Below are 22851 nucleotides of genomic sequence, written 5' to 3' on the forward strand. Positions count from 1 at the left end.
GCTGGCGCATCACTGCGCCTGGTAGATCTTGTCGAAGATGCCGCCGTCGTTGAAGAACTTGGGCTGCGCGACCTTCCAGCCGCCGAAGTCCTTGTCGATGGTCACCAGGTCGAGTTTCGGGAACTGGTTGGCGAACTCGGCGGCGACCTTGGCGTTGCGCGGGCGGTAGAAGTTCTGCGCGGCGATGCGCTGGCCTTCTTCGCTGTACAGGTACTTGAGGTATTCCTCGGCGACCTTGCGGGTGCCTTTCTTGTCGACGGTCTTGTCGACCACCGCCACCGGCGGCTCGGCGAGGATGGACAGCGAGGGTACGACGATCTCGAAATTCTCGCCGCCCTGTTCCTTCTTGGCCAGGAAGGCTTCGTTCTCCCAGGCCAGGAGCACGTCGCCGATGTTGTTGTTGACGAAGGTGATGGTCGAGCCGCGGGCGCCGGTATCCAGTACCGGAACGTGCTTGTACAGGTCCTTCACGTAGGCTTCGGCCTTGTCGTCGCTACCGTACTGCTTCTTGGCCCAGGCCCAGGCGGCGAGGAAGTTCCAGCGGGCGCCGCCGGAGGTCTTCGGGTTCGGGGTGACCACCTCGACGCCGGGCTTGGTCAGGTCGGCCCAGTCCTTGATGCCTTTCGGGTTGCCCTTGCGCACCAGGAACACGATGGTCGAGGTGTAGGGGGTGCTGTTGTCCGGCAGGCGCGCCTGCCAGTCGGCCGGCAGCAGGTTGCCGAGCTTGTTCAGTTCATCGATGTCGCCGGCCAGGGCCAGGGTCACCACGTCGGCCTTCAGGCCGTCGATGACCGCGCGGGCCTGCTTGCCGGAACCGCCGTGGGACTGCTGCACGGTCAGGTCGTCGCCGCCCTGGGCCTTCCAGTGCTTGATGAAGGCCGCGTTGTACGCCTGGTACAGCTCGCGGGTCGGGTCGTAGGAGACGTTCAGCAGTTGGGTGGCCGCGGCCGCGGGGCCGGCGATCAGTGCGCTGGCCAGGGCGGCCAGGGCGAAACGGCGGATGGACATGTGCAGCTCCTGAAGACGGTTCTTTAGTGTTGTGCTTGTTGGCGTGTTCTTATCGGGGCGTCGAGGCGTGGGCCCGGAAGGCCCGGAAATCAGCTCTGGCGAGTGGCGGGCTGCTGCAGGCGGAACTTTTCCTTGCGCTCGATCTGCACCACCTGGCCGTTGTGCACGGTGATCTCGACGGCGCCGAAACGCAGGCCGCGCAACGCGCTCTGCACTTCACGCAGGATGTTGGCTTCGTCCTGGCCATCCAGGCTACGGAGGGTTGCGCTCATGCTCTGTGCTCCTTGGGGGGCTTCGCCGGGCCGTCCGCGTTGGCGGCTCGTGCTGTGTGAGCGCATCTTAGGCAGGAGTCGAATATTCTTAAAAATACTATTTAAGAATTTTTATATTCCACTTTGTTTTATGCGTTCGTGCTGGCCGGGGGGGTGGCCCAGGGCAGCTCGGTGGCGGGCTGCGGGCGGCCGTACCAGTAGCCCTGGCCGAAGTCGCAGGCGTGGTCGAGGAGGAAGGCCGCCTGGTCCGGGCGCTCGATGCCCTCGGCCACCACCTTCAGGCCCATGCTGCGGGCGAGGGCGATGATGGCGCGGGCGATGGCGGCGTCCTCGGCGTCGCCGGGCAGGCCGGCGACGAAGCCCTGGTCGATTTTCAGCTTCTGCACCGGCATGCGCTTGAGGCGCATCAGCGAGGAGTAGCCGGTGCCGAAGTCGTCGATCGCCAGCTGCACGCCGAGGGCGCGCAGGCGCCGCAGCAGCGCCACCGACTGGTCGATGTTCTGCATGATCGCGCTTTCGGTGACTTCCAGCTCCAGGTGGCGGGCCGGCAGGTCGTGGTCATGCAGGGCGCGGGCCACCCGCTGTTCCAGGCCGTCGCGGCCGAACAGGCGGCTGGACAGGTTCACTGCGACGAACTCCAGCGGCACGCCGGCGTCCAGCCACTGGCGCATCTGCCGGCAGGCCTGGTCGAGCACCCAGCTGTCGATGGCGGTGATCAGCCCGCATTCCTCGGCCACCGGGATGAACTCGCAGGGCGGCACCAGGCCGCGCTGCGGATGCTGCCAGCGCACCAGCGCCTCGACGCCGACCACCCGCCCGCCGGCCAGGTCGTGCACCGGTTGGTAGTAGACGCGCAGCTCGTCGTGCTCCAGGGCCTGGCGCAGCGCCGCTTCCACCTGCACGTGGGAACGCGCTCGCGCGGTCAGCTCGGGGGTATAGAAGGCGTACAGGTTGCGCCCGCTGGCCTTGGCCTGGAACAGTGCGGCGTCGGCATGCTGGAGCAGGTGGTCGACGTCGTTGGCGTCATCCGGGAACAGGCTGACGCCGAGGCTGGCGGAGACGTAGATCGGCTGGCCGCCGACCTGGAAGGGCGCGTTCATCGCTTCCAGCAGCCGCTGAGCAAGGCTGCTGACATGTTGTGGGTGACTGCTCTCGACCACGATGGCGAACTCGTCGCCGCCCATGCGCGCCAGTGCGGCGGGATCGTCGAGGCAGCCGCGCAGGCGTTCGGCCACCGCCTTGACCAGCAGGTCGCCGGTGGTGTGGCCGAGGCTGTCGTTGACGTGCTTGAAGTGGTCGAGGTCGAGCGCCAGCAGGGCGCCCCTGCCGTTCTCGCGTTCGGCGCGGTGCAGCGCCTGCTCGACGCGTTCGCGCAGCAGCAGGCGGTTGGGCAGGCCGGTCAGCGGGTCGTGATGGGCGAGGAAGTCGAGCTCGTGCTGCGAGCGCTTGATGCTGCTGAGGTCGGAGAACACCGCGACGTAGTGGGTCAGGCGCCCCTGTTCGTCGTGCACGGCGCAGATGTGCTGCCACTGCGGGTACACCTCGCCGCTCTTGCGGCGGTTCCAGATTTCCCCGCACCACAGGCCGTTCTCGTTCAGCGACTGCCACATGCGCTGGTAGAAGGCGTCGTCCTGGCGCCCGGACTTGAGCAGCGCCGGGTTCTGCCCCAGCACCTCGTCGGCGCTGTAGCCGGTGATGCGCTGGAACGACGGGTTGACGTGGAGGATGGTGCCGCGCTCGTCGGTGACCAGCAGGCCCTCCTGGGTCGCCTCGAACACCGCCGCGGCCTGGCGCAGGTGGTCGTCGGCCTTGCGCTGCTCGGTGATGTCGCGGCTGACGCCGGTCATGCGTCGCGGCTCGCCGTCGGCGCCGCCGCTGACCCGGCCGCGCGCGTGGACCCAGCGGTAGGCGCCGTCGGCGTGGAGCAGCCGGAAGGTGCAGTCCAGGCGTTCGCTGCGGCCCTGCAGCAGGTCGTCGTGCAGGGCCAGGACGGTGTCGCGATCGTCGGGATGCAGGCGCTGCTCCCAGGCGGCGTAGCGGTCGCCGAGGTCGCCCGGGTTGACGCCGATCAGGCGCGCATAGCCGGGCGAGTAGAAGACCCGCTGGGCGTCGATGTCCCACTCCCAGAAGCCGTCCTCCACCGCCTCCAGGGCGCGGCGCAGACGCCGTTCGCTGGCCTCGAGGGCGAGGTAGGTGGCGCGCTGGCGGCCCAGCTGGTGCGCCATCAGCAGGTAGAGCAGGGCGGCGCTGACCAGGTAGAACAGGTATTTCTTCGCCGTCAGCCAGGTCTGCAGCTCGCCCTCGCCAACCGCCAGGCGCAGCAGCGCGTCGCTCGCCAGGCCCCAGAGGCAGACGGCGAACAGATAGATCAGGCAGATGCGGAGGGCATTCAGGCGTGGATTCATTGCGACGAGGGGTAAGTTATTGGCTGCGCAGTATAGAGGATGGCCATTGGCCGCAGTTCATATCAAAAAGACCGGATGGTTTTCCCGCCGCGCTTGGTGATAATGCGAGCTGGCCTTGTTTCCCGGGTCATCGACCATTTTCGAGGTTCATTATCATTCATGTGGTACAACGGTTTCCTTGACCTGCCGCTGTGGCAGCTGATCGTGGTCACGCTCGCGCTGACCCATGTCACCATTGTCAGCGTTACGGTCTATCTGCATCGCTATTCCGCGCACCGCGCACTCGAGCTGCATCCCGCCCTGCAGCATTTCTTCCGCTTCTGGCTGTGGATGACCACCGGGATGAATACCCGCGAGTGGACGGCCATCCATCGCAAGCACCACGCCAAGTGCGAAACCGCCGAGGACCCGCACAGCCCGGTGTACAAGGGCCTGGGCACGGTGCTGCGCAAGGGCGCGGAGCTCTACCGCGAGGAAGCGCGGAACCAGGACACCCTGCGCATCTACGGCAAGAACTGCCCGGACGACTGGCTGGAGCGCAATCTCTACGGTCGCTTCCCGCTGGGCGGCATCGTGCTGATGGTGCTGCTCGACGTCGCCCTGTTCGGCGCCCTCGGCCTGACCGTGTGGGCCGTGCAGATGGCCTGGATTCCGTTCTGGGCCGCCGGCGTCATCAACGGCCTCGGCCACGCCGTCGGCTACCGCAACTTCGAATGCCGCGACGCCGCCACCAACCTGGTGCCCTGGGGCATCATCATCGGCGGCGAGGAACTGCACAACAACCACCACACCTACCCGAACTCGGCCAAGCTGTCGGTGAAGAAGTGGGAGTTCGACCTGGGCTGGGCCTGGATCAAGCTGTTCTGCTTCCTGCGCCTGGCCAAGGTGGCGCGGGTCGCGCCGATCGCCCACCGGGTGGAAGGCAAGGGCAGCCTGGACATGGACACCGCCATGGCCATCCTCAACAACCGCTTCCAGATCATGGCCCAGTACCGCAAGCTGGTGATCGGCCCGCTGGTGAAGCAGGAGCTGGCCAAGGCCGACGCCAACGTCCGCCACCTGTTCCACCGCGCCAAGCGCCTGCTGTCGCGCGAGACCAGCCTGCTGGAAGAGCGCCACCACGCGCGCATCGAACGCCTGCTGCAGCACAGCCAGTCGTTGCAGGTGATCTACGAGAAACGCCTGGCGCTGCAGCAGATCTGGCTGAAGACCAGCGCCAACGGCCACGACATGCTCGCCGCCATCAAGCAGTGGGTGCAGGAGGCCGAGGCCAGTGGCATCCAGTCGCTGCGCGACTTCGCCGAGCAGCTCAAGACCTATTCGCTGCGTCCGGCTGTCTGAGTCCGGCGGATAACTGAGAGCTTCATCACAAAAAGCCCGCCGTTCGGCGGGCTTTTTCTTTTTTTGCTGAGCGCTTAGCTAATTTTGCGGTCATAGGCCACTCGATTAGTTGTAGGAACTCGCTCCATGGAAGATAGGAACAGGGCACCCCAGGAACTCGACGAAGCGCTGCTGGCGTTACTCCACAGCCGCGCCGAAGTGGAGCGCCTGAAAGGCCGCGAGCAACTGTTCAGCGCCCTGCTGGCCAGCGTCAACGCGGTGCTCTGGGCCTTCGACTGGCAAGCGCAGCGCATGGTCTACGTGAGCCCGGCCTACGAGCGCATCTTCGGCCGTTCGGCGGCGCTGCTGCTGGCCGACTACAACGAATGGCGCAACGCGATCTACCCCGACGACCTCGAGTACGCCTCCAGCAGCCTGCTGCAGGTGCTCGAACGCGGCGCCATGGAGCAGCGCGAGTACCGCATCCTGCGCAGCGACGGCGAAGTGCGCTGGCTGAGCGACAAGTGCTTCATCAGCGAGCAGAGCGAGGCCGGCCTGCCGCTGCTGGTGGTCGGCATCGCCGAGGACATCACCGACAAGAAGCACATGGAGAGCGAGCTGCAGCGCCTGGCCACCACCGACGTGCTGACCCAGAGCAGCAACCGCCGCTACTTCTTCGACAACGCCGAGCAGGCCTTCAACGAGTCCAAGCAGGCCGGCGCGGCGCTGGCCTTCCTGCTGCTCGACGTCGACGACTTCAAGAAGATCAACGATCGCTACGGCCACCAGGTCGGCGACCGCGTGCTCCAGCGCGTGGCCCAGTGCGCCTCGGGCGCGCTGCGGCGCGGCGACCTGTTCGGGCGCATCGGCGGCGAGGAGTTCGCCGTGCTGCTGCCCGGCTGCGATCAGGTCACCGCGCGGCAGATCGGCGAGCGCCTGCAGCGCGAGGTGCAACGCCTGCGCTTCAAGGAAGGCGAGCAGACCTTCGGCGTCAGCGTCAGCCAGGGCATGACCCTGCTGCTACCCCACGACGAGAACCTTTCGGCGCTCTACGGCCGCGCCGACGCCGCGCTGTACCAGGCCAAGCGCAACGGCAAGGACCGCATCGAGCAGGCCTGAGGCCCGCCACCCATACCCCCTTCGCGCGCTTCCGATACCCCCGCCGGGCAACAGACGGGGCGGTCCCGGCTTGTTATCATTTATTCCAATTGGTGATTACATTTAAAGAATTAATTCTTTTTGGATTTATCCCCAATCTCTTATCGTTGCCCCAGCGCGGCCATGGCGGCCAGGCGACGAAGTCCGGCGATCATGGTGGCGACTATCCGCCAGAAAGACCGGGGAAGGCGGCGGTTTTCCGCTGACCACAGCGTAGGGGGGGAATCGGCCACGGGACGCAAACCCGCGCCAATTCAGGTGTCCAGGCACGGCGGGGCGGTTGGCCCGAGGTTTGCCATGCCAGGGACGAGGCCTGTGGCCTCGCCCACAAAAACAAGACACGAGCATTCACCATGACGCTGCCCATCCCTTCCGCAAGTCCCTTCCTGCCTGCCTGCACGCGTACAGACCCCGTATAGGGGCGACCGACCAGCGACGACCTTTCGCCTGCCCGCCCGCGTGGCTGGCCGGACTTGCGCTGCGCATCGACGTGGCGATTTGCCGACTTCACACAAGATCAATAATTGGGGGAACCATCATGAACAACCGCACCATCCCGCAAAGCGCCCTGGCCTTCGCCGTGGCCGCAGCCGCCTTCGGCGCCCAGCTGCAGACCGCCAACGCCGGCGGCTTCATCGAGGACAGCAAGGCCAACCTGACCCTGCGCAACTTCTACATCAACACCGACAACCGCAACGGCACCAACACGCCGAACAAGCAGGAAGAGTGGGGCCAGGGCTTCATCCTCAACTACACCTCCGGCTACACCGAAGGCACCGTCGGCTTCGGCGTCGACGCCATCGGCCTGCTGGGCGTACGCCTGGACAGCGGCAAGGGCACCCACTACGAGAACTCCAGCCAGCGCGGCGGCACCGTATTCCCGTCCGACAGCGACGGCAGCGCGGTGGACGAGTTCAGCAGCCTCGGCCCGACCCTGAAGGCGAAGGTCTCCAACACCGAATTCCGTTACGGCACCCTGCAGCCCAAGCTGCCGGTGGTGGTCTACAACGACGGCCGCCTGCTGCCGGTCACCTTCGAAGGCGCCCAGGTCACCTCGACCGACCTGGACAACCTGACCCTGGTCGGCGGCCAGCTGGAACACAGCCGCGGGCGCAACTCCACCGACTGGCGCAGCCTGTCGATCGCCGGCGCCAACGGCAGCGCCGCTACTTCCCGCGACAGCAACAAGTTCTACTACGGCGGCGGCGACTACAAGGTGAACAAGGACCTCACCCTGCAGTACTACTACGGCCAGCTGACCGACTTCTACCAGCAGCACTTCCTCGGCCTGCAACACAACTGGGCGATCGGCCCGGGCGTGCTGAAGACCGACCTGCGCGCCTTCGACAGCAGCTCCGACGGCAAGAACGGCAGCGCCTCCGGCCGCACCGACGGCTACGTCAGCAGCGGCTACTACGGCGGCAAGGTGACCAAGGGCGAAGTGGACAACCGCGCCTTCAGCGGCCTGTTCACCTACAACGTCTCCGGCCACAGCTTCGGCGCCGGCTACCAGGTGCTCAACGGCGACAGCGACTTCCCGTTCCTCAACCGCGGCGACGGCGAAGGCTCCACCGCCTACCTGATCACCGACGTGCAGATCGGCAAGTTCCAGCGCGCCGGCGAACGCACCTGGCAGGTGCGCTACGGCTACGACTTCGCCAAGGTCGGCGTCCCCGGCCTGACCTTCAACACCATCTATCTGAAGGGCGACAACATCAAGACCGCCTACGGCGACCAGGGCGAGTGGGAGCGCGACATCACCCTGGCCTATGTGATTCCGGACGGTACCTTCAAGGGCCTGGGCTTCACCTGGAAGAACGCCGCGCTGCGCAGCGGCCTGCCGGCGGCCACCACCTCGGGTTCGGCCAGCCAGCGCGACCAGGACGAGAACCGTCTGATCGTCAGCTACACCCTGCCGCTGTTCTAGTAGCCGGCGGTGCGTTGGGCGAGCGTCGCTGGATCCCCGCGTTCGCGGGGGCGACACGGGAAAGTACGGAGCCCAACCCCGTCATTCCCGCGAACGCGGGAACCCAGTGGCTCCGGTTGGCCATGAAAAAGGCCGTCGTCCCTTGCGGGGCGACGGCCTTTTGCATTGCGGCTGGCGGCTCAGCGCTTCTGCGGCGCCGGCTGCTGCTGGGTGATGCAGTGGATGTTGCCGCCGCCCAGGAGGATTTCGCGGCCGGGCACCAGCACCACTTCGTGTTCGGGGAACACGCGCTGGAGGATGGCCTTGGCCTCGGCGTCCTTCGGATCGTCGAAGCTCGGCGCGATGATGCCGCCGTTGACAATCAGGAAGTTGACGTAGGAGCCGGCCAGGCGGATCGACGGGTCGCGCTCCTGGCTGCCTTCCACCAGGTCGACACCGGCGCATTCTTCCTCGGTCGCGTGCAGCGGGCCGGGAACCGGGATCTTGTGCACCACCAGCTGGCGGCCCTTGGCGTCGCGCGCCTGCTCCAGCACGCGCATGGCGGCCTGGCAACGCGGGTAGTTGGGGTCGTTGACGTCGTCGGTCCAGGCCAGCAGCACTTCGCCCGGGCGCACGTAGCAGCAGAAGTTGTCGACGTGGCCGTTGGTCTCGTCGTTGTACAGGCCGTCCGGCAGCCAGATCACGGTATCCACCGCCAGGTGCTCGCGCAGGACCTGCTCGATGTCCTCGCGGCTCAGGTGCGGGTTGCGGTTGCGGTTGAGCAGGCATTCCTCGGTGGTGATCAGGGTGCCTTCGCCATCCACGTGGATGGAGCCGCCTTCGAGCACGAAGCCTTCGGTGCGGTAGCGGTCGTTGCGTTCGACCTGGAGGATCTTCGCCGCCACCTGGTCGTCGCGCAGCCAGGGGAAGTAGAGGCCGCCGTCGAGGCCGCCCCAGGCGTTGAAGGTCCAGTCCACGCCGCGCACGGCGCCCTTGTCGTCGATCACGAAGGTCGGGCCGGTGTCGCGCACCCAGGCGTCGTCGTTGCTGATCTCGATCACGCGGATGGCGTCGCTCAGGCGCGCGCGGGCGTTCTCGAACTGCGCGGCGGAGGCGCAGACGGTGACCGGCTCGAAGCGCGCGATGGCTTCGGCCACGGCGGTGAAGGCGGCCTGCGCCGGCTTGCCGCCCAGGCGCCAGTTGTCCGGACGCTCGGGCCAGACCATCCAGGTCTGGGTGTGGGGTTCCCATTCGGCCGGCATGCGGAAGCCATCGGCGCGGGGAGTGCTGGTCAGAGTGGTCATGGAGTCACCAGATGCGGGCAGCTACGAACGAAACGGCGGGAGGGGGCGCCTTCCGCCACGCGGAATTGCTCGGAGAGCGTGTCTCCGTCGAGGTCGCGATCGGCCAGTATAGGTGCGGACGCCGATCGTGGAACACACCCAGGCGGCCGGGGCGCCGGGGGCGAAGCCGTGGAGCGACGGGGCCGTTCGCTCCTGGCTTTCAGGCGTCGCGTACACGCTGCCTGAAAGTCCGATATTAGTCGGCCTACCGGTTGGGCGGCGGCCGGGTGGCAGGCTGAGCGGATGGGCATACATCCCTTCTGCACAGTGCCTGGGCATTTTATATCCGATAAAAATCGAGTTTAAAAGCGATATTTTTCACATCTAACGATCTTTATGGATATTAGGCAGATAAATATCGGCTTAATGCGACGAGCGGCTGGCGTCCTACAGCTGCCGCTTGGGCAGGAAGGGCGGCAGGTAGAGCGACAGGTAGGCGTCGAACACGCGCATGCCTTCCTCGGCCAGGCGCGGGTCGATATGCCCGAAGCGCTGCACCGAGAGGGCGTAGACGCGGTCGCCGAGCTCCATGGCGAGGCTGAACACCTCGATGTCCTTCGGCAGTTCCGGCAGGTGGAAGTGGCGATCGAACAGCGCCTGCATCGACAGGCCCAGCTCCACGTCGTGCTGGCGGTCGGCCAGGGTCACCTCGGCCAGGCCGTGGCTGGCGAGGATCAGCTGGCGCGCCGCGGCGTCGCCGGCGTAGACCGCCAGCATGCGTTCCTCCACCAGTCGCGAGAGGTCGCGCCAGTCGCGCAGGGCGGCGTGGTCGACCGGCGCTTCCAGGCAGGCGCGGAAGGCCGCGTGGACTTCGCTGGTCAGCGCCTGGAGCAGCGCCGGCACGCTGGGGAAGAAGTGGTACACCGAGGATGGCGGAATGCCCGCCCGCTCCGCCACGGCGTAGATCGACAGGCCGGCGGTGCCGTCGCCGGCGAGCAGCGCGCGGGTGGCCTCGAGGATGGCGGCGATGCGCGCCTGGCTGCTGGCGCGGGGCTTGCGGGAGCTGGTGGTGGCGGCGGGCATGGGGGTCTCCGGGCGTGAGCGGCTATTGGACGCCAGCTCGTACGCCCGGAGCAAGTTTCGCGGCCGTGGCGGCCGCGGGCCCTATTTGTTGCTCAGCAGCTTGTCCCAGGTGTCCTTGAACACCGGCGCGGTCTTCTCCGGCGCGGTTTCCAGGGCGAACAGCCGGCGCTTGGTCTCCTGGTCCGGGTAGAGCCCCGGCTGGGCGCGCAGGGAGGCGTCGAGGAAGGCGGCGGCGTCGACGTTGGCGTTCGGGTAGAGGGTCGCGGCGGTGATCTGCGCGGCGACCTTCGGCTGCATCAGGAAGTCGATGAAGCGCAGCGCCAGGTCCGGGTGCGCGGAGCTGCTGGGGATCACCAGGTTGTCGATGAACAGCACCGAGCCTTCCTGCGGCACCACGAAGTGCACCGGCTGGCCGGCCTGCGCCGCGTGCAGGGCGTCGCCGACCCAGGCCATGGCCACGCATAGCTTGCCGTCGTTGAGGTCCTGGATGTAGCGCTCGCTGTCGATGTAGCGCAGGTTCGGGCGCAGCGCCTCGAGCACCTGGCCGGCGCGGCGGATCTGCGTCGGCGCGCTGCGGGCGAAGTTGCGGCCCTGGTAGTTCATCAGCACCGAGAAGGTTTCGTCGGGCGCGTCCAGCAGGCTCAGGCCGCAGCTCTTCAGGCGCGAGCTGTACTGCGGGTCGAACAGCAGGGCCCAGCTGTCCGGCGCCGGGCCACCCAGGGCCTTCTCGACCTGCGGCTGGTTGACCGCCAGGCCCACGGCGCCCCACAGGTAGGGCACGGCGTGGCGGTTGTCCGGGTCGACGGCGGCCAGCTTGCTCATCAGTTGAGGGTCGAGGTGGCTGCGGTTGGGCAGGCGGGTGAGGTCCAGCGGCTGGATCAGCTTGTCCTTGATCAGCTGCGGCAGGTCGTTGTGCGAAGGCACCGCGACATCGATGTGCTCGCCGCTGCGCAGCGCCGTCTTGAGCTCTTCGGCGGTGCTGTAGGTGTGGTACTCGACGCGCACGCCACTGGCCTTCTCGAAGTCCTTGATGACTTCCGGGGCGATGTAGTCGTTCCAGTTGTAGACCCGGATGACGTCTTCGGCGTGGGCGAGCAAGGGGCAGAGCAGCAGCAACAGCGGGACGAACAGGCGTGGCATTGGCATTCTCCCTGTATGTCAAGGCGCAGCGTGGACGAGCTTGGTTCCAGCGTGTGTGGCGGCAGAGCAGGGGGTGACGCAGGCTCCCGCGGCGGGCGCGGGCCGTTCAGACGAACGCCGGCACTGGGCCGGCGTTGTCCGAGGTTCTTCTTATACGGTGTGCAGGTACCAGTTGTACTCGAGGTCGGAGATCGAATACTCGAACTCCTGCATCTCGTGTTCCTTGCACGCGACGAAGATGTCGATGTACTCGGGGCTGATGTACTTGTTCATCACGTCGCTGTCGTCCAGCTCGCGCAGGGCGTCGCGCAGGTTGTTCGGCAGGCTCTGCTCCAACTGCTCGTAGGCGTTGCCCTCGATCGGTGCGCCCGGCTCGACCTTGTTGGTCAGGCCATGGTGGACGCCGGCGAGGACCGCGGCCAGCAGCAGGTAGGGGTTGGCGTCGGCGCCGGCCACGCGGTGTTCCAGGCGTACCGCTTCCGGCGCGCCGGTGGGCACGCGCAGGGCCACGGTGCGGTTGTCCAGGCCCCAGCTCGGCGCGTTCGGCACGAAGAAGGCCGAGCCGAAGCGGCGGTAGGAGTTGACGTTGGGGCAGAGGAACGCCATGGAGGCGGGCAGGGTCTCGAGCACACCGCCGATCGCGTGACGCAACGCGGCGTTCTGCTCGGGATCCTCGCTGGTGAAGATGTTCTTGCCATCCTTGTCCAGCAGCGAGACGTGAACGTGCAGACCGTTGCCAGCCTGACCCGGGTAGGGCTTGGCCATGAAGGTCGAGTCCATCTCGTGGTCGTAGGCGACGTTCTTGATCAGGCGCTTGAGCAGTACCGCGTAGTCACAGGCCTTCAGCGCGTCGTTGACGTGGTGCAGGTTGACTTCGAACTGCGCCGGGGCGCTTTCCTTGACGATGGCGTCGGCCGGGATGCCCTGGGCGCGGGCGCCGTCGATGATGTCCTGCAGGCAGTCGGCGTACTCGTCGAGGTCATCGATGGAGTAGACCTGCACGGACTGCGGACGCTTGCCGGAGATCGGCGAACGCGGCGGCTGCGGACGGCCGTTCACGTTTTCTTGGTCGATCAGGTAGAACTCCAGCTCGAAGGCGGCAACGATCGTCAGTCCGATATCGGTGAACTTCTGTACAACTTGACGCAGAACCTCGCGAGGATCGGCGAAGAAGGGCGCGCCCTCCATTTCGTGCATGGTCATCAGCAGTTGCGCGGTCGGGCGCTTCTGCCAGGGTTCCATGGCGACGGTGTTGGGAATAGGGAAGCAGACACGGTCGGCGTCGCCGATGTCCAGGCCCAGGCCGGTGCTTTCAACGGTAGAGCCGGTGATGTCGAGGGCGAACAGCGAGGCGGGGAGGTTGATGCCTTTCTCGTAGACCTTCGGCAGGCTGTTGCGCTCGATGCGCTTGCCGCGGACCACGCCATTCATATCTGCAATAAGGAGGTCGACGAACTGGACCTCGGGGTGTTCCTTCAGGAACTCGGTCGCTTCTGAGAGCGGAACGGCACTCGGGGGTACCGACATGGTGCAACACCTTTATTGTTAAAAATATCAATCATGCGGGGGCTAGGTTGTGAGTCAATCCGAAAGGCCTGTTGATGTCAATAGCGCCACTTCCTGCCCAGTGATGGTGCAAGGTGGCCATTTCTGGGGCATTTCGGCCTGTCTCAGGGGCCGCGAAAGCGTTATGTCATGGGATGTTCAGCGAGGCGTGTGCGATTTTTTACAGGGCTATTGTGTAAAAAAATGAACAGCGCTAAGCTCGGTCGCAACCCATAACACTTACAAACACGGGTGTCCCATGTCTCGCCTGCCGTTAATAGGCGTGACCGCCTGCGTCAGGCAAGTCGGTCATTCTCCCAGCCATACCGTCGGCGACAAATACGTCAAAGCCGTCGTCACCGGGGCCAATGGTCAACCGCTGATCATTCCAGCCCTGGGCGAGATGCTCGACCAGGACTCCCTGCTCTCCAGCCTCGATGGGCTGCTGTTCACCGGTTCTCCGTCGAACATCGAGCCCCATCATTATAGTGGCCCCGCGAGCGATGCTGGCACTTTCCATGACATCGCCCGTGACGCTACTACACTGCCGCTCATTCGCGCTGCGATCGCCGCTGGCGTGCCGATACTCGGCATCTGCCGTGGCTTCCAGGAGATCAATGTGGCACTTGGCGGCAGTCTGCACCAGAAGGTGCACCAAACCTCAGGATTAATGGACCACCGCGAGCCGGCCAACGAGCCGCTCGAGGTGCAGTACGCCCCGCGCCATGTCGTCGACGTGCAGCCGGGCGGCGTCCTCGCCGGCATCGGCTTGCCGGCGCAGATCCAGGTCAATTCCATTCATGGCCAAGGCGTTGCACGTCTGGCGCCGGGCCTTCGCGTAGAAGCACTGGCGCCTGACGGGTTGGTCGAAGCCTTCTCCGTAGAAGGTGCCGCGACCTTCGCCCTCGGTGTGCAGTGGCACCCGGAGTGGCAGGTCCAGTCCAATCCCAACTATCTCGCAATCTTCCAGGCTTTCGGCAAGGCCTGCGGCAAGAGGGCGGGGCAACGTTGAGTCCGGCGGTTGGGGCCGGGCTCTCACACCCTGAGGTCTTTATGACTACCAAGTTAGACCAGCTGACCGGCTGGCTGAAGGAACGCAAGATCACCGAAGTGGAATGTCTGATCGCCGACCTGACCGGGATTGCCCGGGGCAAGATCGCGCCGACCAACAAGTTCCTCAACGAGAAAGGCATGCGCCTGCCGGAGTCCGTGCTCCTGCAGACCGTGACCGGTGATTACGTCGAGGACGACATCTACTACGACCTGCTGGACCCGGCCGACATCGATATGGTCTGCCGTCCGGACGAGAATGCCGTATTCCTCGTCCCGTGGGCCATCGAGCCCACCGCGATGGTCATCCACGATACCTACGACAAGCTCGGCAACCCCATCGAGCTGTCGCCGCGCAACATCCTCAAGCGCGTGCTCAAGCTCTACGCCGACAAGGGCTGGAAGCCGATCGTGGCGCCGGAGATGGAGTTCTACCTGACCAAGCGCAGCGACGACCCCGACTACCCGCTGCAGGCCCCCGTGGGCCGCTCCGGGCGCCAGGAAACCGGGCGCCAGTCCTTCTCCATCGACGCGGCGAACGAATTCGACCCGCTGTTCGAGGACATGTACGACTGGTGCGAAGCGCAGGGCCTGGACCTGGACACCCTGATCCACGAGGAAGGCACCGCGCAGATGGAGATCAACTTCCGTCACGGTGACGCCCTGGAACTCGCCGACCAGATCCTGGTGTTCAAGCGCACCATGCGCGAAGCCGCGCTCAAGCACAACGTGGCCGCCACTTTCATGGCCAAGCCGATGACCGGCGAGCCGGGCAGCGCCATGCACCTGCACCAGAGCATCGTCGACATCAAGACCGGCAAGAACATCTTCTCCAATGCCGACGGCACCATGAGCGAGCTGTTCCTGCACCACATCGGCGGCCTGCAGCGCTTCATCCCCGAGGCCCTGCCGCTGTTCGCCCCGAACGTCAACTCGTTCCGCCGCTTCCTGCCCGACACCTCGGCGCCGGTGAACGTCGAGTGGGGCGAGGAGAACCGTACCGTGGGCCTGCGCGTGCCGGACTCCAACCCGGACAACCGCCGGGTCGAGAACCGCCTGGCCGGCGCCGACGCGAACCCCTATCTGGCGCTCGCCGCCAGCCTCCTGTGCGGCTACATCGGCATGGTCGAGGGCATCAGACCCAGTGCCCAGGTCAAGGGTCGCGGCTATGAACGGCGTAACCTGCGCCTGCCGCTGACCATCGAGGCGGCCCTGGAAACCATGGAAGGCAGCAAGACCCTTGAACAGTATCTGGGCAGCAAGTTCATCCGCGCCTACGTCGCGGTGAAACGTGCCGAACACGAGAACTTCAAGCGGGTGATCAGTTCGTGGGAGCGGGAGTTCCTCCTGCTGTCCGTCTGATCGGCGTGGGGTCCGGCTCTGCCGGCCGGGCCCCGTGTTAATTACAGAGAGGTTTTAGCCAAAATGACGAAACAGACCAGCGCCCAGACCCAGCATTGGCAGGCGCTCAGCCGCGAACACCACCTGGCTCCGTTCACCGACTACAAACAACTGAACGAGAAAGGTGCGCGCATCATCACCAAGGCCGAAGGCGTGTACCTGTGGGACAGCGAGGGCAACAAGATCCTCGATGGCATGGCCGGTCTCTGGTGCATGAACGTTGGCTATGGTCGCAAGGAGCTCGCTGACGCCGCCTACAAGCAGATGCAGGAGCTGCCCTACTACAACCTGTTCTTCCAGACCGCGCACCCGCCCGTGCTGGAGCTGGCCAAAGCGATCGCCGATATCGCTCCGGAAGGCATGAACCACGTGTTCTTCACCGGTTCCGGCTCGGAGTCCAACGACACCGTGCTGCGCATGGTCCGCCACTACTGGAGCATCAAGGGCAAGCCGCAGAAGAAGGTGGTCATCGGCCGCTGGAACGGCTACCACGGCTCCACCGTCGCCGGCGTCAGCCTCGGCGGTATGAAGGCCTTGCATGGCCAGGGCGACCTGCCGATCCCCGGCATCGTGCACATCCCGCAGCCGTACTGGTACGGCGAAGGCGGCGACATGGCGCCGGAAGAGTTCGGCGTGTGGGCTGCCGAGCAGCTGGAGAAGAAGATTCTCGAAGTGGGCGAAGAGAACGTCGCCGCCTTCATCGCCGAGCCGATCCAGGGCGCCGGTGGCGTGATCGTGCCGCCGGACAGCTACTGGCCGAAGATCCGCGAGATCCTCGCCAAGTACGAAATCCTGTTCATCGCCGACGAAGTCATCTGCGGCTTCGGCCGTACCGGCGAATGGTTTGGCAGCCAGTACTACGGCAACGCCCCGGACCTGATGCCGATCGCCAAGGGCCTGACCTCCGGCTACATCCCCATGGGCGGCGTAATCGTCCGCGACGAGATCGTCGATACCCTGAATGAGGGTGGCGAGTTCTACCACGGCTTCACTTACTCTGGTCACCCGGTGGCCGCCGCCGTGGCCCTGGAGAACATCCGCATCCTGCGCGAAGAGAAGATCGTCGAGACCGTGAAGGCGGAAACGGCACCTTACTTGCAGAAGCGCTGGCAGGAGCTGGCCGACCACCCGCTGGTGGGCGAGGCGCGCGGCGTCGGCATGGTGGCCGCACTGGAGCTGGTGAAGAACAAGAAGACCCGCGAGCGCTTCGAGGGCGGCGTCGGTATGCTGTGCCGCGAGCACTGCTTCCGCAACGGCCTGATCATGCGCGCGGTTGGAGACACTATGATTATCTCGCCGCCGCTGGTCATCAGTAAGCCGGAGATCGACGAGCTGATCACCGTGGCGCGCAAGTGCCTCGATCAAACCGCCGCCGTAGTACTGTCGTAATGCGTTAACCGGGCATTAACCGGACCTTTGACAGACTGCGCCTGTGCGTTGGCCAGGCTCACCGGGTGGTGAAGGCGGAAAGCCGCCGACGCCACCCGGAACATCAAAAACAATTGGAGCTCCCCGCATGTTCAAGACCTTCGGCAAGACCCTGCTCGCTGTGACTCTGGCGGGCGCTGTGGCCGGCATGGCACAAGCCGATGACAAGGTACTGCACGTTTACAACTGGTCCGACTACATCGCCCCGAACACGGTCGATGAGTTCACCAAGGCCACCGGCATCAAGGTCGTCTACGACGTCTACGACAGCAACGAAGTGCTGGAAGCCAAGCTGCTGGCCGGCAAGTCCGGCTACGACGTGGTGGTACCTTCGAACTCCTTCCTCGCCAAGCAGATCAAGGCCGGCGTCTACCAGCCGCTGGACCGTTCCAAGCTGCCGAACTGGAAGAACCTGAACCCGGACATCATGAAGACCCTCGAGGTCAGCGACCCGGGCAACAAGTACGCCATCCCCTACATGTGGGGCACCATCGGCATCGGCTACAACCCGGACAAGGTCAAGGCCGCCCTCGGCGACAACGCCCCGGTGGATTCCTGGGACCTGGTGTTCAAGCCGGAGAACATCGAGAAGCTGAAGCAGTGTGGCGTGAGCTTCCTCGACTCGCCGACCGAGATGATCCCCGCGGCCCTGCACTACCTGGGCTACAAGCCGGACAGCCAGGACCCGAAGGAAATCAAGGCCGCCGAGGACCTGTTCCTGAAGATCCGTCCGTACATCTCCTACTTCCACAGCTCGAAGTACATCTCCGACCTGGCCAACGGCAACATCTGCGTCGCCATCGGCTACTCGGGCGATATCTACCAGGCCAAGTCGCGCGCCGTGGAAGCCAAGAACAACGTGAAGGTGGCCTACCACATTCCGAAGGAAGGCGCCGGCGCCTTCTTCGATACCGTGGCCATTCCGAAGGACGCCGAGAACACCGAAAGCGCCCTGAAGTGGATCAACTTCATGCTTGAGCCGAAGGTGATCGCCGAGATTTCCGACACCGTTTCCTACCCGAACGCCAACTCCGCGGCGACCCCGCTGGTGAACGAGGAAATCCGTAACGACCCGGGTATCTACCCGAGCGACGACGTCATGAAGAAGCTGTACGCCTTCCCGGACCTGCCGGCGAAGACCCAGCGCCTGATGACTCGCAGCTGGACCACCATCAAGTCCGGCAAGTGACGACCCGGCCCGGCCGTTCGTCCTGAACGGCCGGGTGGGTGCAGACCGGTGGCGGTGCAGTCGCAGGCCCGCCGCCGTGTCGCAGGACACGGATCATCTGCAGTGGGATGACCGTTGGTTGCAGCCAGGGCTGCAGAAGCGCTCACGCGCGCCACGGAAGGCCCCGGCAAGCTGTAAACGCCAACACATAGAAGCTTCATGACAACAGAGAGGACCGACGTGTGCGCATTCCCTTCCGCAAAACCCTGATCGCAGCCATCTCCATGTTGGGCCTGGGCGCCGCTGCGGCGCAGGCCGAGCCGACCGTCCACGTATACAACTGGAGCGATTACATCGGCGAGACCACCCTGGCCGATTTCGAGAAGGAAACCGGCATCAAGCCGGTGTACGACGTCTTCGACTCCAACGAAACCCTTGAAGGCAAGCTGCTGGCCGGCCGCACCGGCTACGACGTGGTGGTGCCGTCCAACCACTTCCTCGGCCGCCAGATCAAGGCCGGCGCCTTCCAGAAGCTGGACAGGAGCCAGTTGCCGAACTGGAAGAACCTCGACCCCGCGTTGATGAAGCAGCTGGAAGCCAACGACCCGGGCAACCTGTACGGTGTGCCCTACCTGTGGGGCACCAACGGCATCGGCTACAACGTCGACAAGGTCAAGGCCGTGCTCGGCGTCGACAAGATCGACTCCTGGGCCGTGCTGTTCGAGCCCGAGAACATGAAGAAACTCAGCCAGTGCGGCGTCGCCTTCCTCGACTCGGGCGACGAGATGATGCCGGCTGTGCTCAAATACCTGGGCCTGGACCCCAACAGCACCAACCCGGCCGACTACGAGAAGGTCGAGGCCAAGCTGATGGCGGTCCGCCCCTACGTCACCTACTTCCATTCCTCGAAGTACATCTCCGACCTGGCCAACGGCAACATCTGCGTCGCCGCCGGGTTCTCCGGGGACGTCTTCCAGGCCGCCAACCGCGCGAAGGAAGCCGGCAAGGGCGTGAACATCGCCTATGCGATTCCGAAGGAAGGCGCCAACCTGTGGTTCGACATCCTGGCGATCCCCAAGGACGCCTCGAACCCCAAGGAGGCGCACGCCTTCATCAACTATCTGCTCAAACCCGAAGTGATCGCCAAGGTCAGCGATTACGTCGGTTACGCCAACCCGAACCCCAAGGCTGGCGAATTCATGGATGAGTCCGTGCGCAACAATCCCGAGGTCTACCCATCTCAGGACGTGCTCGACAAGCTCTTCGTGCAGCACGAGTTGCCGCCGAAGATTCTGCGCCTCATGACCCGATCCTGGACCAAGATCAAGTCCGGTAAGTAAGCAATCCGAGTACGCCCGGCCGCGGGGGCCGGGCGTCTAAAAGTTGGGAGTTGTGGTAATGGCTATAGCCTCCGGTGCCTACAAGAAAGCCCTCGCGGGCGACCAGCAGCCCAAAGAGGTGTTGGTAAAAATCGACCGGGTCACCAAGCAGTTCGATGAAACCCTTGCGGTGGACAGTGTTTCCCTGACCATCAAGAAGGGAGAAATCTTCGCTCTGCTCGGTGGCTCCGGTTCCGGTAAATCCACCCTGCTGCGCATGCTGGCCGGCTTCGAGCGGCCGACCGAAGGTCGCATTTTCCTGGATGGCCAGGACATCACCGATCTGCCGCCCTACGAGCGTCCGATCAACATGATGTTCCAGTCCTACGCGCTGTTCCCGCACATGTCCGTTGCGCAGAACATCGCCTTCGGCCTGAAGCAGGACGGCCTGCCCAAGGCCGAGATCGACAAGATCGTCGAGGAAATGCTCAAGCTGGTGCAGATGACCCAGTACGCCAAGCGCAAGCCGCACCAGCTGTCCGGTGGCCAGCGTCAGCGCGTGGCCCTGGCCCGTTCGCTGGCCAAGCGTCCGAAGCTGCTGCTGCTCGACGAGCCCATGGGCGCGCTGGACAAGAAGCTGCGCTCGCAGATGCAACTGGAGCTGGTGGAGATCATCGAGCGCGTGGGCGTGACCTGCGTGATGGTGACCCACGACCAGGAAGAGGCCATGACCATGGCCCAGCGCATCGCCATCATGCACCTGGGTTGCATCGAGCAGATCGGCAGCCCGATGGACATCTACGAGACCCCGGCCAGCCGCCTGATCTGCGAGTTCATCGGCAACGTCAACATGTTCGACGGCCAACTGGTCGAAGACGTGCAGGACCACGCGGTGATCGCCTGCCCGCAGCTGGAAAACCCGATCTACATCGGCCACGGCATCAGCACCCGTGCCGAGGACAAGCGCATCACCTACGCGCTGCGTCCGGAGAAGGTCATGGTCAGCGCGCAGAAGCCGGAAAACCTGGAGCACGAAGGCTTCAACTGGGCCCAGGGCACCGTCTACGACATCGCCTACCTCGGCGGCCACTCGGTGTACTACATCAAGCTGGCTTCGGGGATGATCGTCCAGGCCTTCATGGCCAACGCCGAACGCCACGTGGCGCGCCCGACCTGGGACCAGCCGGTCTACATCAGCTGGTACGATGACAGTGGTGTGGTGCTGCAATCATGAACGTCGCCAACTCCATCCTGAAGCGGCTGCCGCGCGGCCGGCACGCCGTGATCGGCGTGCCCTTCGTCTGGCTGTTCCTGTTCTTCCTGCTGCCCTTCGCCATCGTGCTGAAGATCAGCCTGGCGGCAGCGGACGTGGCCATTCCGCCGTACACCGAGGTGTTCCAGTACGCCGACCAGACCCTGCAGGTGGTGCTGAACCTCGGCAACTACCTGATGCTGACCGGCGACCCGCTGTACATCGACGCCTACCTGGGCTCGCTGAAGATGGCGGCCATCAGTACCTTCATCTGCCTGCTGATCGGCTACCCGATGGCCTACGCCATCGCCCGCGCCAGCAAGGAGATGCAGACCGTACTGCTGCTGCTGATCATGATGCCGACCTGGACCGCGATCCTGATCCGCGTGTACGCGTGGATGGGCATCCTGTCGAACAACGGCCTGCTCAACAGCTTCCTGATGTGGCTGGGGGTGATCAACGAACCGCTGACCATCCTCAACACCAACCTGGCGGTGTACATCGGTATCGTCTACTCGTACCTGCCGTTCATGGTGATGCCGCTGTACGCGAACCTGGTGAAACACGACATGAGCCTGCTGGAGGCCGCTTCCGACCTGGGCGCGCGCAACTTCACCAGCTTCTGGAAGATCACTGTGCCGCTGTCGAAGAACGGCATCATCGCCGGCTGCATGCTGGTGTTCATCCCGGCCGTGGGCGAGTTCGTGATCCCGGAACTGCTCGGCGGCCCCGAGACGCTGATGATCGGCAAGGTGCTGTGGCAAGAGTTCTTCAACAACCGTGACTGGCCGGTGGCTTCCGCCCTGGCGGTGGTCATGCTGGCGATCCTCATCGTGCCCATCATCCTCTTCAACAAGAACCAGGCCAAAGAGCTGGAGGGCAAGGTATGAGCAAGCGCTGGTCGTTCTCCAACATCATGCTGATCGCCGGCCTGCTGTTCATCTACGTGCCGATGGTCATCCTGGTCATCTACTCCTTCAACGGCTCCAAGCTGGTGACCGTATGGGGCGGCTGGTCGGTCAAGTGGTACGTCGGCCTGCTGGACAACACCCAGCTGATCAGCGCGGTGTTCCGCTCCCTGGAGATCGCCGTGTACACGGCGCTGTCCTCGGTGGCCCTGGGCACCCTGGCGGCCTTCGTGCTGACCCGCATCCCGCGTTTCCGTGGCCGCACGCTGTTCGGCGGCATGGTGACCGCGCCGCTGGTCATGCCCGAGGTGATCACCGGTCTGTCGCTGCTGCTGCTGTTCGTGGCCATGGCCCAGTTGGTGGGCTGGCCGCAGGAGCGCGGCATCGCCACCATCTGGATCGCCCACACCAGCTTCTGCTCGTCCTACGTGGCGGTGGTGGTGTCGGCGCGCCTGCGTGAGCTGGACCTGTCCATCGAGGAAGCGGCCATGGACCTGGGCGCCAAGCCCTGGAAAGTGTTCCTGCTGATCACCATCCCGATGATCGCGCCCTCGCTGGCGGCCGGCGGCATGATGTCCTTCGCCCTGTCGCTGGACGACCTGGTGCTGGCCAGCTTCGTGTCGGGCCCGGGCTCCACCACCCTGCCGATGGAAGTGTTCTCCGCCGTGCGCCTGGGTGTGAAGCCGGAGATCAACGCGGTGGCCAGCCTGATCCTGCTGACCGTCTCGCTGTTCACCTTCTTTGCCTGGTACTTCACTCGCCAGGCCGAAGAGCGCCGCAAGCGCGCCATCCAGGAGGCCATGGAAGCCACGGCCACCGACTGGCAGAAAGGTTCGCCCGCTACCGCCTGACGCCGACTTGTCGGCCGGCTTCAGCCGGTACTCGCGAAAACCATGGGCCACCTTCGGGTGGCCCATGGTTTTTGGGGAAACGGGGGATATGCCGAAGGGCAAGAAGAATCGTTTTTCTCAGAAGAATCTGACAGTTAATCACCGCAACCTCCCTGTATTTGCCAACTACTATTCAGTGTGTCCGTTGGCGGTTGCCGGCTGTTCCCCGCAGATTGGTCGGTCTCCGCGGTTCCGGGCATTTTCCAGTGCTTTTCACAGCACCCACGCGGGAGGTGGCGCTAAATACAAAACCCCGATTATCCCTAGGGGGAACTACGCGCCAGGGAGCTTCGGCACCTCCCGCTGTCCCTTACT

Annotated in this window: 18 protein-coding genes; 11 read left to right on the forward strand and 7 right to left on the reverse strand. The window is 64.8% G+C overall.

What is annotated here, in order from left to right; genetic code table 11:
• Nucleotides 1–9 precede the first annotated feature (9 nt).
• The 3 genes from P3W75_RS21345 to P3W75_RS21355 form a co-directional block, all read right to left on the reverse strand.
• Nucleotides 10–1008, reverse strand: coding sequence for a sulfate ABC transporter substrate-binding protein (locus P3W75_RS21345; RefSeq protein ID WP_276229305.1), 999 nt, complete (start codon nt 1006–1008; stop codon nt 10–12).
• 89 nt (nt 1009–1097) lie between these two features.
• Nucleotides 1098–1280, reverse strand: coding sequence for a sulfur starvation response protein OscA (oscA, locus tag P3W75_RS21350; RefSeq protein ID WP_276229306.1), 183 nt, complete (start codon nt 1278–1280; stop codon nt 1098–1100).
• 128 nt (nt 1281–1408) lie between these two features.
• Nucleotides 1409–3685, reverse strand: coding sequence for a putative bifunctional diguanylate cyclase/phosphodiesterase (locus P3W75_RS21355; protein WP_276229307.1), 2277 nt, complete (start codon nt 3683–3685; stop codon nt 1409–1411).
• A 159-nt stretch (nt 3686–3844) separates the two neighbouring features.
• On the opposite strand from P3W75_RS21355, the gene desA reads away from it, so the two are divergent.
• From desA to P3W75_RS21370, 3 genes are all read left to right on the forward strand, one after another.
• Entirely contained in the window at nt 3845–5026 is a 1182-nt protein-coding gene (gene desA / locus P3W75_RS21360; protein ID WP_276229308.1) for a delta-9 fatty acid desaturase DesA, read from the forward strand.
• Nucleotides 5027–5152: 126 nt separating this feature from the next.
• Complete coding sequence (locus P3W75_RS21365) at nt 5153–6124, forward strand: GGDEF domain-containing protein (RefSeq protein ID WP_276229309.1); 972 nt, start codon at nt 5153–5155, stop codon at nt 6122–6124.
• A 577-nt stretch (nt 6125–6701) separates the two neighbouring features.
• Entirely contained in the window at nt 6702–8090 is a 1389-nt protein-coding gene (locus tag P3W75_RS21370) for an OprD family porin (RefSeq protein ID WP_276229310.1), read from the forward strand.
• A gap of 179 nt (nt 8091–8269) precedes the next feature.
• On the opposite strand, the gene aguA is transcribed toward P3W75_RS21370, so the two are convergent.
• From aguA to P3W75_RS21390, 4 genes are all read right to left on the reverse strand, one after another.
• Entirely contained in the window at nt 8270–9373 is a 1104-nt protein-coding gene (gene aguA / locus P3W75_RS21375) for an agmatine deiminase (protein WP_276229311.1), read from the reverse strand.
• 426 nt (nt 9374–9799) lie between these two features.
• Nucleotides 9800–10435, reverse strand: coding sequence for a TetR/AcrR family transcriptional regulator (locus P3W75_RS21380; RefSeq protein ID WP_276229312.1), 636 nt, complete (start codon nt 10433–10435; stop codon nt 9800–9802).
• A gap of 81 nt (nt 10436–10516) precedes the next feature.
• Nucleotides 10517–11575: a polyamine ABC transporter substrate-binding protein gene (locus P3W75_RS21385; protein ID WP_276229313.1), complete on the reverse strand. Its 1059-nt coding sequence runs from the start codon at nt 11573–11575 to the stop codon at nt 10517–10519.
• Nucleotides 11576–11725: 150 nt separating this feature from the next.
• Entirely contained in the window at nt 11726–13102 is a 1377-nt protein-coding gene (locus tag P3W75_RS21390) for a glutamine synthetase family protein (protein ID WP_276229314.1), read from the reverse strand.
• 277 nt (nt 13103–13379) lie between these two features.
• Between P3W75_RS21390 and P3W75_RS21395 the strand changes: the two genes are divergently transcribed.
• The 8 genes from P3W75_RS21395 to P3W75_RS21430 all read left to right on the forward strand — a co-directional run bounded on the left by P3W75_RS21395 (nt 13380) and on the right by P3W75_RS21430 (nt 22497).
• Complete coding sequence (locus P3W75_RS21395; protein ID WP_276229315.1) at nt 13380–14132, forward strand: gamma-glutamyl-gamma-aminobutyrate hydrolase family protein; 753 nt, start codon at nt 13380–13382, stop codon at nt 14130–14132.
• Between the two features lie 41 nt (nt 14133–14173).
• Nucleotides 14174–15532 carry a glutamine synthetase family protein gene (locus P3W75_RS21400; RefSeq protein ID WP_276229316.1) on the forward strand — a complete coding sequence of 453 codons (1359 nt, stop codon included), beginning with the start codon at nt 14174–14176 and terminating at the stop codon, nt 15530–15532.
• 63 nt (nt 15533–15595) lie between these two features.
• A complete protein-coding gene (locus P3W75_RS21405) occupies nt 15596–16960 on the forward strand; it encodes an aspartate aminotransferase family protein (protein ID WP_276229317.1) in 1365 nt (454 codons plus the stop codon).
• A 127-nt stretch (nt 16961–17087) separates the two neighbouring features.
• Nucleotides 17088–18188 (forward strand): polyamine ABC transporter substrate-binding protein, encoded by a 1101-nt coding sequence (locus tag P3W75_RS21410; RefSeq protein ID WP_276229318.1) that lies wholly within the window; start codon nt 17088–17090, stop codon nt 18186–18188.
• 263 nt (nt 18189–18451) lie between these two features.
• Nucleotides 18452–19507, forward strand: coding sequence for a polyamine ABC transporter substrate-binding protein (locus P3W75_RS21415; protein ID WP_276229320.1), 1056 nt, complete (start codon nt 18452–18454; stop codon nt 19505–19507).
• Between the two features lie 58 nt (nt 19508–19565).
• Entirely contained in the window at nt 19566–20720 is a 1155-nt protein-coding gene (locus P3W75_RS21420) for an ABC transporter ATP-binding protein (RefSeq protein WP_074980346.1), read from the forward strand.
• Nucleotides 20721–20746: 26 nt separating this feature from the next.
• Nucleotides 20747–21628 carry an ABC transporter permease subunit gene (locus tag P3W75_RS21425; protein ID WP_276229321.1) on the forward strand — a complete coding sequence of 294 codons (882 nt, stop codon included), beginning with the start codon at nt 20747–20749 and terminating at the stop codon, nt 21626–21628.
• On the forward strand, nt 21625–22497 hold the full coding sequence (locus P3W75_RS21430; RefSeq protein ID WP_276229319.1) for an ABC transporter permease subunit: 873 nt from the start codon (nt 21625–21627) through the stop codon (nt 22495–22497). The genes P3W75_RS21425 and P3W75_RS21430 overlap by 4 nt, the downstream gene beginning before the upstream one ends.
• Nucleotides 22498–22851: the final 354 nt, after the last annotated feature.

Origin of the sequence: Pseudomonas citronellolis, from assembly GCF_029335315.1 — a bacterium.
Taxonomy (GTDB): Bacteria; Pseudomonadota; Gammaproteobacteria; order Pseudomonadales; family Pseudomonadaceae; genus Pseudomonas; species Pseudomonas citronellolis_A.